The organism is Curtobacterium sp. MCBD17_023, assembly GCF_003224415.1.
Taxonomy (GTDB): domain Bacteria; phylum Actinomycetota; class Actinomycetes; order Actinomycetales; family Microbacteriaceae; genus Curtobacterium.
On record NZ_QKLJ01000026.1, the window covers coordinates 1 to 11,711 of the forward strand.

13 protein-coding genes are annotated in these 11,711 nt (G+C 70.2%); 6 read left to right on the forward strand and 7 right to left on the reverse strand.

The annotated features are described in order from the left end of the window. Window positions 1–145: 145 nt before the first annotated feature. Both glgC and serB read left to right on the forward strand, forming a co-directional pair. The gene (glgC, locus tag DEI84_RS15270) at window positions 146–1,387 is read left to right on the forward strand and encodes a glucose-1-phosphate adenylyltransferase (protein WP_110825003.1); all 1,242 of its coding nucleotides are present in this window, start codon (window positions 146–148) and stop codon (window positions 1,385–1,387) included. Window positions 1,388–1,501: 114 nt separating this feature from the next. Continuing rightward, window positions 1,502–2,140 (forward strand): phosphoserine phosphatase SerB, encoded by a 639-nt coding sequence (serB, locus tag DEI84_RS15275; protein WP_110891509.1) that lies wholly within the window; start codon window positions 1,502–1,504, stop codon window positions 2,138–2,140. A gap of 157 nt (window positions 2,141–2,297) precedes the next feature. Here serB and fabG read toward each other — a convergent pair whose 3' ends face one another. After that, window positions 2,298–3,011: a 3-oxoacyl-ACP reductase FabG gene (gene fabG / locus DEI84_RS15280; protein WP_110825005.1), complete on the reverse strand. Its 714-nt coding sequence runs from the start codon at window positions 3,009–3,011 to the stop codon at window positions 2,298–2,300. Between the two features lie 165 nt (window positions 3,012–3,176). On the opposite strand from fabG, the gene DEI84_RS15285 reads away from it, so the two are divergent. Genes DEI84_RS15285 through DEI84_RS15295 form a run of 3 tightly spaced genes read left to right on the forward strand, consistent with a single transcriptional unit; the run spans window position 3,177 to window position 4,932 of the window. Continuing rightward, window positions 3,177–3,680: a DUF3099 domain-containing protein gene (locus tag DEI84_RS15285; protein WP_110891510.1), complete on the forward strand. Its 504-nt coding sequence runs from the start codon at window positions 3,177–3,179 to the stop codon at window positions 3,678–3,680. Then, a complete protein-coding gene (locus DEI84_RS15290) occupies window positions 3,680–3,955 on the forward strand; it encodes a hypothetical protein (RefSeq protein ID WP_110825213.1) in 276 nt (91 codons plus the stop codon). The genes DEI84_RS15285 and DEI84_RS15290 overlap by 1 nt, the downstream gene beginning before the upstream one ends. Continuing rightward, window positions 3,952–4,932 (forward strand): SURF1 family protein, encoded by a 981-nt coding sequence (locus DEI84_RS15295; RefSeq protein WP_110891511.1) that lies wholly within the window; start codon window positions 3,952–3,954, stop codon window positions 4,930–4,932. Before DEI84_RS15290 ends, DEI84_RS15295 begins: the two co-directional genes overlap by 4 nt. Window positions 4,933–4,973: 41 nt before the next feature. On the opposite strand, the gene DEI84_RS15300 is transcribed toward DEI84_RS15295, so the two are convergent. Then, window positions 4,974–6,572, reverse strand: a complete 1,599-nt coding sequence (locus tag DEI84_RS15300; RefSeq protein WP_110891512.1) for an ABC-F family ATP-binding cassette domain-containing protein — start codon at window positions 6,570–6,572, stop codon at window positions 4,974–4,976. A 114-nt stretch (window positions 6,573–6,686) separates the two neighbouring features. On the opposite strand from DEI84_RS15300, the gene DEI84_RS15305 reads away from it, so the two are divergent. After that, on the forward strand, window positions 6,687–7,286 hold the full coding sequence (locus DEI84_RS15305; protein WP_110891513.1) for a biotin transporter BioY: 600 nt from the start codon (window positions 6,687–6,689) through the stop codon (window positions 7,284–7,286). A gap of 76 nt (window positions 7,287–7,362) precedes the next feature. Here DEI84_RS15305 and DEI84_RS15310 read toward each other — a convergent pair whose 3' ends face one another. Genes DEI84_RS15310 through sufB form a run of 5 tightly spaced genes read right to left on the reverse strand, consistent with a single transcriptional unit; the run spans window position 7,363 to window position 11,574 of the window. Beyond that, entirely contained in the window at window positions 7,363–7,692 is a 330-nt protein-coding gene (locus DEI84_RS15310; protein WP_110825214.1) for a metal-sulfur cluster assembly factor, read from the reverse strand. A 2-nt stretch (window positions 7,693–7,694) separates the two neighbouring features. Then, entirely contained in the window at window positions 7,695–8,465 is a 771-nt protein-coding gene (gene sufC, locus DEI84_RS15315) for a Fe-S cluster assembly ATPase SufC (protein WP_110825010.1), read from the reverse strand. Window positions 8,466–8,521: 56 nt separating this feature from the next. Further along, complete coding sequence (locus tag DEI84_RS15320) at window positions 8,522–8,848, reverse strand: non-heme iron oxygenase ferredoxin subunit (RefSeq protein ID WP_110825011.1); 327 nt, start codon at window positions 8,846–8,848, stop codon at window positions 8,522–8,524. Beyond that, window positions 8,848–10,155 (reverse strand): Fe-S cluster assembly protein SufD, encoded by a 1,308-nt coding sequence (gene sufD / locus DEI84_RS15325; protein ID WP_110891514.1) that lies wholly within the window; start codon window positions 10,153–10,155, stop codon window positions 8,848–8,850. The genes DEI84_RS15320 and sufD overlap by 1 nt, the downstream gene beginning before the upstream one ends. Continuing rightward, complete coding sequence (sufB, locus tag DEI84_RS15330) at window positions 10,156–11,574, reverse strand: Fe-S cluster assembly protein SufB (protein ID WP_110825013.1); 1,419 nt, start codon at window positions 11,572–11,574, stop codon at window positions 10,156–10,158. Window positions 11,575–11,711 lie beyond the last annotated feature (137 nt).

Genomic DNA, 11,711 nt, shown 5'->3' on the forward strand with positions numbered 1-11,711 from the left:
GTCCCGGACCGCAGCGCCGCGGTCAGCTGGGCAACGTGGACACCGGCTCCGCCGTACACCTCTGGCGGATACTCCCTGGTCAGTAGATCGACTCGCACGCGTTCACGGTAACGGTTTCCCAGTGCTGACGCCTACTGTGAACGACATGGCAACGAAGAAGGTATTCGGCATCGTCCTCGCCGGCGGCGAGGGCAAACGACTCATGCCGCTCACCGCGGACCGTGCGAAGCCGGCCGTGCCGTTCGGTGGGAACTTCCGCCTCGTGGACTTCGCGCTGTCGAACCTGGTCAACTCCGGGCTCCAGCGCATCGTCGTCCTGACGCAGTACAAGTCGCACTCACTGGACCGGCACGTCTCGCAGACCTGGCGCATGGAGGGGCTGCTCGGCTCCTACGTGGCCTCGGTCCCCGCGCAGCAGCGGCTCGGTAAGCGCTGGTTCGCCGGCTCGGCCGACGCGATCCTGCAGTCCCTCAACCTGATGCGCGACGAGCGGCCCGACATCGTCGTCGTGGTCGGCGCCGACCACGTGTACCGGATGGACTTCTCACAGATGGTGGAGGCCCACATCGCCTCCGGTCGCAGCGCCACCGTCGCCGCGATCCGGCAGCCGATCGAGCTCGCCGACCAGTTCGGCGTCATCAAGGTCGACGACGCGGACCCGACCCGCATCGAGGCCTTCCTCGAGAAGCCGAAGGACGCCACCGGCCTGCCGGACTCCCCGGGCGAGGTGCTCGCGTCGATGGGCAACTACGTGTTCGACGCCGACGCCCTCGTCGACGCGGTCCTGCGGGACGGCCAGATCGAGACGTCGAACCACGACATGGGTGGCGACATCATCCCGGACTTCGTCGCGCGCGGCGACGCCGGCGTCTACGACCTGCAGCGCAACGAGGTGCCCGGGTCGAACGACCGCGACAAGTACTACTGGCGGGACGTGGGCACGATCGACTCGTTCTTCGACGCGCACATGGACCTCATCGCACCCGTGCCCGTCTTCAACCTGTACAACCAGGACTGGCCGATCTTCAACCAGCAGACGAACCTGCCCCCGGCCAAGTTCGTGCGCGACGCGAACGGCAACACCGGCGCGACGGTCGACTCGATCGTCTCCCTCGGGTGCCTGCTCTCCGGCGCCCAGGTCGAACGCAGCGTCATCGGCCCGTGGGCGACCATCGACTCGCAGGCGCGGGTCCTCGACTCGATCGTCTTCGAACGGGCGACCATCGGGGCGGGTGCCGTGGTGAACCGCGCGATCCTCGACAAGGACGTCGTCCTCGCCCCCGGTGCCTCGGTCGGTCTCGACCGCGAGGCCGACGAGGCCCGCGGGTTCACCGTGACCGACTCCGGGATCACCGTCGTCGGCAAGGGCGTCCGCGTCGAGGCCTGAGCCACCGTCCGACCCGACGAGGACCCCGTCGCCCGCTCCGGGTGGCGGGGTCCTCGTCGTCGGCCGTGACGCCGGCCACCGTCACACGACCGGGCGTCCCGGTAGCGTGGTCGGGTGCCGCGCTTCCTCGTCGTCCTCGATGCCGACTCCACCCTGCTCGAGGACGAGGTCATCGAACTCCTCGCCGACGCCGCCGGGACCCGGCCACGTGTCCAGGCGGTCACGGAGCGGGCCATGCGCGGCGAGATCGACTTCGCGGCGAGCCTCCGGGAGCGGGTCGCGACGCTGGCGGGCCTCCCGGTCGGGGTGTTCGCCGAGGCGCAGCAGGCCGTCCGGGTCACGGACGGTGCGCGCGAGCTCGTCGACGGCGTCCACGCCGCCGGTGGAACGGTCGGCGTCGTGTCGGGCGGGTTCCACGAGGTCCTCGACCCGTTCGCCGACGCACTCGGCCTGGACCACTGCCGGGCGAACCGCCTCGAGGTGCGCGACCGCGTGCTGACCGGCCAGGTGCTCGGGGCCGTCGTCGACGCCCGGGCGAAGGCGGACTCGTTGCTCGCGTGGGCCGCGGCGGACGGTGTCGACCCGGCACGCACGGTGGCGGTGGGCGACGGCGCGAACGACCTCGGGATGATGGCCGTCGCGGGGCTCGCCGTCGCGTTCGACGCGAAGCCCCGGGTCCGCGCCGAGGCCGACGTGGCCGTGGTCGACCGCGACCTGTCGGTCGTCCTCGCGGCGCTCGGCCTGCGCGGCTGAGGCCAGCCACCGGGGCGTCGCCGGGCGGCGCGCTGCCTGCGCCGACCGCCGGTCAGCCGGACGGGCGGCCACAGGCGCTGCCCGGGGCGGGCCCGGAGCCGCTGCCAGGGACGGACCCGGAGGCGCAGCCCAGGGTCGAACCCGGAGGCCCAGCCCGTCAGTGGCCCATGCCGAGGCCGCCGTCGACCGGGATGACCGCGCCCGAGATGTAGCCGGCACCGTCGCCGGCCAGGAACAGCGTCGCGTCCGCGACGTCGTCCACGCTGCCGTAGCGCGCGGCCGGGATCGCCTTCTTGAACTCGGCCTGCAGCTCCTCCGAGAGGGCAGCGGTCATGTCCGTCTGGATGAACCCGGGAGCGACGACGTTCGCGGTGATGCCGCGTGACCCGAGCTCGCGCGTGATGGAGCGGGCCATGCCGACCAGGGCGGCCTTCGACGACGCGTAGTTGACCTGCCCGATCTGCCCGTAGGCGCCGACGACGCTCGACATGAGGACGATCCGGCCGAACTTCGCCTTCATCATCCCCTTCGTCGCGCGCTTGACCACGCGGAAGGTCCCGGTGAGGTTCGTGTCGACCACGCTCGTGAAGTCCTCCTCCGACATGCGGAGCAGGAGCTGGTCGTTCGTGATGCCGGCGTTCGCGACGAGCACCTCGACCGGGCCGAGCGCGGCTTCGACCTCGGTGAAGGCACGGTCGACCGATGCGGTGTCGGTGATGTCCGCCTGCACGGTGAGCGCACCCTCGGGGCCGCCCTGGCCGTTCCGCGACGTGACCGCGACGCGGTGCCCCGCGGCGACGAACCGGACCGCGAGCGCGTGGCCGATGCCGCGGTTGCCGCCGGTGATGAGGACGGTACGGGGGGTGGTCATGGGCGCTCCGTTCGCTGGTGGTCGATGGCGGTCGCGGACGCCGGGCCCGGACACGCCCGCACGAGCCTAGCGGTGCGCTCCGGGCGAACGGCCGGTCCCCGCACGGGCCCGCCGTTGTCGTACCCCGGGCGTAAACTGGAGGCCGGCAGACGGAGACCCCACCGCATGAACCGCAAGACGCAGAGCACGCAGCGCATCCAGCTCCAGCGCACGACCCCGGAGCACGTCACCGCGCGCCCGACGGCCGCGCAGAACGTCACGACCCTCCCCGACAACCCGGAGATCGACCGCGCCCACCGGCTCTCCCGCTACGTCTGGCAGATGGCGTTCCGCGTCGTCTGCTTCGTGGCGGCGGTGCTCATCTGGAGCGCCTGGCACAGCTGGATCGCGGTCGTGCCCATCGTCGCGGCAGCGATCGTGCCCTGGGTGGCCGTCGTCCTCGCGAACGCCGGCAACCGGACCGGCGGCGACGTCGTCCGCCCCGGCGGCGCCGTCGAGCTGTACGCCGCCGACACCCGCCTCCGCGACGAGCAGGAAGAAGCCCGCGCCCAGGCGTACCGCTCCGAGCAGGAGCGGCTCCGCGACGCCGCGCAGCGCGCGCAGGAGGACTGGCAGCGCAACGGCGACCGGTCACGGGTGTGGCCGACGCGCAACGGCGGCCGCCGCTGATGGGAGCGACGTTCGACCTGTTCACCGAGCCCGGGGCGACGCCGGTCTGCTCGCGGGCCGGGTGCTCGTCGACGGCGGCCTGGCGTGTGAACTGGCGCAACCCGCGCATCCACGCGGCCGACCGCGTGAAGATCTGGGCGGCGTGTGACGAACACCGCGGCTTCCTCGCGGACTACCTCCGGTCCCGGTCCTTCCCCGTGCGGGTGACCGGCATCGACGAGGACGTGGACGACCTCGACGACACCGCGGCCCGCGCCGCGGGTGACGGGCGATGACGGACGGCTTCGACCCCGGATCCCGGTACGGTCGCCGCCATGCAGAGCGGCTCCGCCGGGCCGCCGCGCGTCCCGCCGCGGACACGGACGACCACAGCGACGGCACCGGGAGACCGGGCGAGCCGTTCGTCGGGTGGCGCTTCGTCCGGAGCCGCCGGTGGCTCGGGTACTTCGCGATCGCCGTCGCCTTCGCGGTCGTGTGCGCCCTGTTCGGCATGTGGCAGTGGGACCGTCGGAACGAGGCGGTCCGACAGAACGCCCAGATCGCCGCGAACTACGACCACGCTCCGGTCCCCCTCGACGACGTCCTCCCCCGCGCCGACACGTGGCGCGAGGACCTCACCTGGCTCCGGGTCAGCGTCACCGGCCGGTACGACACCGACCACCAGATGCTCGTCCGGAACCGGGTGCACAACGGTCAGCCCGGGTTCGAGGTGCTCACCCCGCTCGTCACCGCCGACGGCCGGGCGTTCGTCGTGGACCGCGGCTGGGTGCCGACGGGGAACCGCCAGGACAGCCCGGACGACGTTCCCGCTCCGCCGAGCGGGACCGTGAGCGTCGTCGTGCGGTTGCAGGAGTCCGAGCCACGCATCCCCGGCCGCAGCGACCCTGCTGGCTCCGACCAGGTGCAGTCGGTCACGCTCGCCGACGTCGCGGACAAGGCGGGACACCCCATCTGGACCGGTGCCTACGGGCAGCTCGACAGCGAGTCCCCGGCGCCGACCGAGGCTCGACCGCTCGGGTGGGAACGCCCGAGCGCCGACACCGGCCTGCACTTCAGCTACTTCATCCAGTGGTTCCTGTTCGCGGTCGGCGGGTTCGGCTTCCTCGGCTACGTCATGCTGCAGGAGTACCGGAACCTCAACCAGGACGACCCCGAGGAGCGGGAACGCGCGCTCGACCGGCAGCGTCGCAAGGAGACGAAGCCGAAGTCGGACGCCGAGATCGAGGACGAGCTCCTCGAGTCGCGGCGCTGAGCCGGCCGGTCACCGCGCTCGGCCGCGCATCCGCCGCGCCACTACGCGAGCTCGATGAGCTCCGCGTACTCCTTGTTCCAGTGGTCCTCGGTGCCGTCCGGGAGCAGCAGGACACGCTCCGGGTTGAGCGCCTCCACCGCGCCGGCGTCGTGCGACACGAGGACGACGGCGCCCTCGAAGCCGGCCAGGGCACCCAGGATCTCCTCGCGCGACGCCGGGTCGAGGTTGTTCGTCGGCTCGTCGAGCAGCAGCACGTTCGCGCCCGAGACCACGATCATCGCGAGCGACAGGCGGGTCTTCTCGCCGCCGGAGAGCACGCCGGCCTTCTTGTAGCCGTCGTCACCCGTGAACAGGAACGAGCCGAGCACCCGACGGGCCTCGGTCTCGTTGAGGTCGGTCGACGCGGAGACCATGTTCTCGATCACCGTGCGGTTGACGTCGATGTTCTCGTGCTCCTGGGCGTAGTAGCCGATGCGCAGGCCGTGGCCGGGCTGGATCTGCCCCGTGTCCGGCTGGTCCGCGCCGGCCAGGATGCGCAGGAGGGTGGTCTTGCCGGCGCCGTTGAAGCCCAGGATGACCACGCGCGAACCGCGGTCGATCGCCAGGTCGACACCCGCGAAGATCTCCAGCGACCCGTAGGACTTCGACAGCCCCTCGGCCATGAGCGGCGTCCGGCCGCACGGAGCCGGCGTGGGGAACCGGATCTTGGCCACCCGGTCTGCGACGCGCTCGTCCTCGAGCCCGGCGAGCAGCTTCTCGGCACGAGCGACCATCTGGTGCGCTGCCGCCGCCTTCGACGCCTTCGCACCGAAGCGGGCGGCCTGGTCCTTGAGCGTCGCTGCCTTCTTCTCGGCACCGGCGCGCTCCTTGCGGCGACGCTCCTCGTCGGCGACGCGCTGCCGCTGGTACAGCTTCCAGCCCATGTTGTAGATGTCGATGGTCTGGCGGTTGGCGTCCAGGTAGAACACGCGGTTGACGACCTCTTCGACGAGCTCGACGTCGTGCGAGATGACGATGACGCCGCCGGGGTAGGTCTTGAGGTGCTCACGCAGCCAGACGACCGAGTCCGCGTCGAGGTGGTTGGTCGGCTCGTCGAGGATCATCGTGTCCGCGTCGGAGAACAGGATGCGCGCGAGCTCGATGCGGCGGCGCTGCCCACCGGACAGCGTCTTCAGCTGCTGGTCGAGGATGCGGTCCGGCAGCTTCAGGTTCGAGGCGATCGACGCCGCTTCCGCCTCGGCTGCGTACCCGCCCAGGGCGTTGAACTCGTCGTCGAGTCGCGAGTAGCGCTTCATCGCCTTCTCGGCGACCGCCGCGTCCTCACTGGCCATGTCGATCGTCGCCTTGCGGATCCGGTCGACGAGCTCGCCGAGACCGCGGGCATCGAGGATGCGCTTCCGCGCCGTGTCCTCCGGGTTGCCGGACCGAGGGTCCTGCGGCAGGTAGCCGATCTCGCCGGAGCGGTCGATCTTGCCGTCGGTCGGGGCGGTCTCCCCCGCCAGCGCCTTGGTCATCGTGGTCTTGCCGGCGCCGTTGCGGCCGACGAGGCCGATCTTGTCCCCCCGCTCGACGCGGAAGGACACGTTCTCCATCAGGAGGCGAGCCCCGACGCGGATCTCGAGGTCGTGCACGGCAAGCACAGAGGTCGTCCAATCAGTTGGTGGATGTGCACAACGGTGTGTGCGGGAGGTGCACCGCTACGCTGACGGGACCGATGGTCCGAAACGGACCAGCAGTCCATTCTAGGAGAATCCATGACGAACGCCACCGGGTTCGCTCCCCGCGCAGTCCTCGCCGACCGTCTGCGCACGCACGGCCTCGCCACCGACGCCGCGCTCGTCGCGGGCGGCGCGCTGTTCACCGCCGCGCTCGCGCAGGTCGAGGTGCCGATGTGGCCGGTCCCCGTGACGGGGCAGACCCTGGCCGTCGTCCTCGTCGGTGCGACCCTCGGAGCCCGCCGCGGTGTGCTCTCGATGCTCGTCTACGCGATCGCCGGGCTCGCCGGTGCGCCGTTCTTCGCCGACGCCCAGGGCGGCCTGCAGGCCCTCACCCTGCCGAGCTTCGGGTACGTCATCGGCTTCATCCCCGCGGCCTGCCTCATCGGGTGGCTTGCGCGCCGCAACTGGGACCGCGGGGTCGGTCGCGCCGCGGCGGCCATGCTGCTCGCGAGTGCGGTCCCCTTCGTCACCGGCCTGCCCTACCTCGCGGTGGCCCTCGGCGCCCTCGGTGCTCCGAACGACCTGCAGTCCGTCCTCGCGGCGGGTCTCTACCCCTTCATCGTCGGCGGCATCGCGAAGGCGCTCATCGCCGCTGGCCTGCTGCCCCTCGCCTGGAAGGCGCTCGGCCGCCGCTGATCGCGCTCCGGACCACGTCCGGACAGGAGGCCCGGTACCAGTCGGTACCGGGCCTCCTGTCGTGCGTGCTGGTCGGCTAGATCGAGAAGCCGAGCGCGCGCATCATCTCGCGACCGTCGTCGGTGATCCGCTCCGGACCCCACGGCGGCATCCAGACCCAGTTGATGCGGAAGGCGTCGACGATGCCGTCGAGGGCGTTGGCCGTGTCGTTCTCGATGACGTCGGTCAACGGGCACCCCGCACTCGTCAGCGTCATGCTGATGATGAGGGCGCTCGCTTCGTCGTCCCAGGCGAGGTCGTAGATGAGCCCGAGGTCGACGATGTTCACGCCGAGCTCCGGGTCCTGGACCTCCTTCAGGCCCTCGACGACCTCGTCGAACTTCTCGGGGGCGAGTGTCGTGATCATCGTCACTCCGCCGTGGCCGCAGCGGCCTGCACGTAGCGGTCGTAGCCCTCGTTCTCGAGACGCTCGGCCAGCTCCGGACCGCCCTGCTCCGCGACCTTGCCCGCGACGAACACGTGCACGAAGTCCGGCGTGATGTAGCGGAGGATGCGCGTGTAGTGGGTGATGAGCAGCACGCCGAGCCCGGTCGCGGCCTTGGCGCGGTTGACGCCCTCCGACACGATCTTCAGCGCGTCGACGTCGAGGCCGGAGTCGGTCTCGTCGAGCACGGCGAACTTCGGCTTGAGGAGTTCGAGCTGCATGATCTCGTGACGCTTCTTCTCACCACCGGAGAAGCCCTCGTTCACATTGCGCTCCGCGAAGGACGGGTCCATCTTGAGGTCGGCCATCGACGAGCGGAGGTCCTTGACCCACCCGCGGAGCGCGGGCGCCTCGCCGTCGATCGCGGTCTTCGCCGTGCGGAGGAAGTTCGACACCGTGACGCCGGGGATCTCCACCGGGTACTGCATGGCGAGGAACATGCCCGCCCGCGCGCGCTCGTCGACGCTCATCGCGAGGACGTCCTGCCCGTCGAGGGTGATCGATCCACCGGTCACGTGGTAGCGCGGGTGCCCGGCGATCGTGTAGGCGAGGGTCGACTTGCCGGAACCGTTCGGGCCCATGATCGCGTGGATCTCGCCCTCGTTGATCGTCAGGTCGACGCCCTTGAGGATCTCCTTGGTGCCCTGGTCGGTGTCGATCGAGACCTGCAGGTCGCGGATTTCGAGAGTGGACATTGCGTTCCTTCGGTCGTGGCTGTGGTGCGGCGTCAGCCGCGGAAGAAGTGGACGGGTCAGTCGACCGGGACCGGGTCGTGGACGTCGACGTAGACGTCGCCGTCCCGGACCTCGACCCGGAAGACCGGGACCGGCTCGTAGGCCGGGAAGTTCTTCGGCTTGCCGGTCGTCAGGGAGAACTGCGAGCCGTGCGCCCAGCACTCGAGCGAGTCGTCCTCGACGAAGCCCTCGGACAGCGAGATCTCCCCGTGGGTGCAGGTGTCGCCGATGGCGTGCACGGTCCCAGCGGAGTCCTTGACGATCGCGACCGCCGTGCCGTCGACGACGACCCGCATGGGGCTGTCGACGGCGATGTCGCCCTCGGCGCAGACCTTCTCGGCCATCAGGCGTCGGCCCCGGTCGTCCCGGCACCGGTCGACTCGGGGCCGACCAGGTCCGCGGCGGGCCCGGCGAGGACCGTCCGGCCCTCGGCGAGCTCCTGCTCGACCGCGGCGACCAGGCGTTCCTCGAGCGCGGGCGCGCCGATCTTCTGGATGACCTCGACGAGGAAGCCGAGGACGACGAGACGACGTGCCTCCTCCTCGGGGATGCCGCGGGCCTGCAGGTAGAAGAGCTGCTCGTCGTCGAAGCGGCCGGTGGCGCTGGCGTGCCCGGCACCCTCGATGTCCCCGGTCTCGATCTCGAGGTTCGGGATGCTGTCCGCGCGGGTGCCGTCGGTGAGCACGAGGTTCCGGTTCTGCTCGTAGGAGTCGGTGCCCGGAGCGGTCCGCCCGATCAGGACGTCCCCGATCCACACCGTGTGCGCGCCGGCGCCCTGCAACGCGCCCTTGTAGTTGACGCGGCTGCGGGTGTTCGGTGCGTCGTGGTCGACGTACACCTGCTGCTCGATGTACTGCCCGGCGTCCGCGAAGTACACCCCGTACATCTCCGCGTCGGCACCCTGCGCACCGAGGTGCGTCGACGGGTTGACGCGGACGACGTCGCCGCCGAGCGAGACCACCACGTGCTTGAGGAACGCATCGCGGCCGACCTCGGCGAAGTGGGTCGACACGTGCACGGCGTCGTCGTCCCAGTCCTGCACGGTGACGACGGTCAGTCGTGCGCCGTCCCGGACCACGATCTCGAGGTTCTCGCTGAGGAGCGCGGACCCGCGGTTGTCGATCACGACGATGCCCTCGGCGTGCTGCTCGGCCGTGATCACGGTGTGCGCGGCACGCGGGTGCGTCCCGAAGTCCGACCGCGTCACGGTCATGGACTCGTGCTCGCCGGTCGCCTTCACGGTGATCGTGAGGACGGCGTCACGGGCGCTCCAGGCAGCGGCGGCCGCCCGGTCCTCCGGCAGTCCGGCACCACCGACGCGCGGGTCGTCGCTGCGACCCCACTCGACGTCGGCGCCGGCGGACTGGGTCGCGAGGAAGGGGTACGCCGAGCCGTCCAGCGTGCTCTCGAGGAGCGGCCGGATCTTGTCGAGCGGCGCGAACTTCCAGTTGACCTCTCGGCCGGTCACGGCGGGGAAGGCACCGACGTCGCCCGAGCGGAACCGCTCGGAACGCGTCTGCACGGGCACCTTGGTGTCCCAGCCGCCGTCGGAGTGCGCCCGGGCGCCGTGCTGGTCCGTACCGCCCGACGTGAGCGTGCTCGCGGGCTCCGTCGGCTGGTCGATGTGGGGAGGAGGGGTGGAGCTGGACATCTAGCCGACGGATCCTTCCATGCTCATCTCGATGAGCTTGTTGAGTTCGAGTGCGTACTCCATCGGGAGCTCGCGAGCGATCGGCTCGATGAACCCGCGCACGATCATCGCCATGGCCTCGTCCTCGGGCATGCCACGCGACATGAGGTAGAACAGCTGCTCCTCGCTGACGCGGGAGACCGTTGCCTCGTGTCCGAGCTGCACGTCGTCCACGCGGATGTCGATCGCCGGGTACGTGTCGCTGCGCGAGACCGTGTCCACGAGCAGCGCGTCACAGCGGACGGTGTTCGCCGAGTGGTGTGCCGCAGGGTCCACGCGGACCTCGCCGCGGTACCCGGCACGACCGCCACCACGGGCGATCGACTTCGAGACGATCGACGACGTCGTGTACGGCGCCATGTGGATCATCTTCGCGCCGGCGTCCTGGTGCTGACCCGGGCCCGCGAAGGCGACCGAGAGGGTCTCGCCCTTGGCGTGCTCGCCGGCCAGGTAGATCGACGGGTACTTCATCGTCACCTTCGAGCCGATGTTGCCGTCGATCCACTCCATGGTGGCGCCCTCGTGCGCGATCGCACGCTTCGTCACGAGGTTGTAGACGTTGTTCGACCAGTTCTGGATCGTCGTGTAGCGCACGCGTGCGTTCTTCTTCACGATGATCTCGACGACGGCGGAGTGCAGGGAGTCCGACTTGTAGATCGGGGCGGTGCAGCCCTCGATGTAGTGGATGTAGGAGTCCTCGTCCGCGATGATCAGCGTCCGCTCGAACTGGCCCATGTTCTCCGTGTTGATGCGGAAGTACGCCTGCAGCGGGATCTCGACGTGGACGCCCTTCGGGACGTAGACGAACGAGCCACCCGACCAGACGGCCGTGTTCAGCGCGGCGAACTTGTTGTCACCGGACGGGATCACGGTGCCGAAGTACTCCTGGAACAGCTCCGGGTGCTCACGCAGCGCCGTGTCGGTGTCCATGAAGATGACACCCTGCTGCTCCAGGTCCTCGCGGATCTGGTGGTAGACGACCTCGGACTCGTACTGCGCGGCGACGCCGGCGACGAGACGCTGACGCTCGGCCTCCGGGATGCCCAGACGCTCGTAGGTCGTCCGGATGTCCTCGGGGAGGTCCTCCCACGACTCGGCCTGGTTCTCCGTCGACTTCACGAAGTACTTGATGTTGTCGAAGTCGATGTCCGACAGGTCCGCACCCCAGGAGGGCATCGGCTTGCGGTCGAAGATCTTCAGCGCCTTGAGGCGGTTCGCCCGCATCCACTCCGGTTCGCCCTTGCGCTCGGAGATGTCGGTGACGACCTCGTCCGAGAGCCCGCGGCGGGCGGAGGCGCCGGCCGCGTCGGAGTCGGCCCAGCCGAATTCGTACTGGCCGAGCCCTTCGAGTTCTGGACGGTCGATGAGCACGTCGGACATGGTCTCCTCGTTTCCTTCTCGCAACAGCGTCTCCGGTACAACCCGGTGGTGTCGGACACCATTCCACCGCGGACCGCCGACACGACGGACCGGGTGTTGCTGCCTCGCAACGTCGATGCTTCCACGCAGTCCTGGCA

Excerpts from the sequence above, each read along its gene's own strand:
- DEI84_RS15310 (WP_110825214.1), bottom strand. The coding sequence starts at position 7,692 with ATGATCACGACACTCGCCCCCGAGAAGTTCGACGAGGTCGTCGAGGGC.
- DEI84_RS15295 (WP_110891511.1), top strand. The coding sequence starts at position 3,952 with ATGACGGACGGCTTCGACCCCGGATCCCGGTACGGTCGCCGCCATGCA.
- sufD (WP_110891514.1), bottom strand. The coding sequence starts at position 10,155 with ATGTCCAGCTCCACCCCTCCTCCCCACATCGACCAGCCGACGGAGCCC.
- DEI84_RS15305 (WP_110891513.1), top strand. The coding sequence starts at position 6,687 with ATGACGAACGCCACCGGGTTCGCTCCCCGCGCAGTCCTCGCCGACCGT.
- sufB (WP_110825013.1), bottom strand. The coding sequence starts at position 11,574 with ATGTCCGACGTGCTCATCGACCGTCCAGAACTCGAAGGGCTCGGCCAG.
- glgC (WP_110825003.1), top strand. The coding sequence starts at position 146 with ATGGCAACGAAGAAGGTATTCGGCATCGTCCTCGCCGGCGGCGAGGGC.
- DEI84_RS15290 (WP_110825213.1), top strand. The coding sequence starts at position 3,680 with ATGGGAGCGACGTTCGACCTGTTCACCGAGCCCGGGGCGACGCCGGTC.
- sufC (WP_110825010.1), bottom strand. The coding sequence starts at position 8,465 with ATGTCCACTCTCGAAATCCGCGACCTGCAGGTCTCGATCGACACCGAC.
- DEI84_RS15320 (WP_110825011.1), bottom strand. The coding sequence starts at position 8,848 with ATGGCCGAGAAGGTCTGCGCCGAGGGCGACATCGCCGTCGACAGCCCC.
- fabG (WP_110825005.1), bottom strand. The coding sequence starts at position 3,011 with ATGACCACCCCCCGTACCGTCCTCATCACCGGCGGCAACCGCGGCATC.
- DEI84_RS15285 (WP_110891510.1), top strand. The coding sequence starts at position 3,177 with ATGAACCGCAAGACGCAGAGCACGCAGCGCATCCAGCTCCAGCGCACG.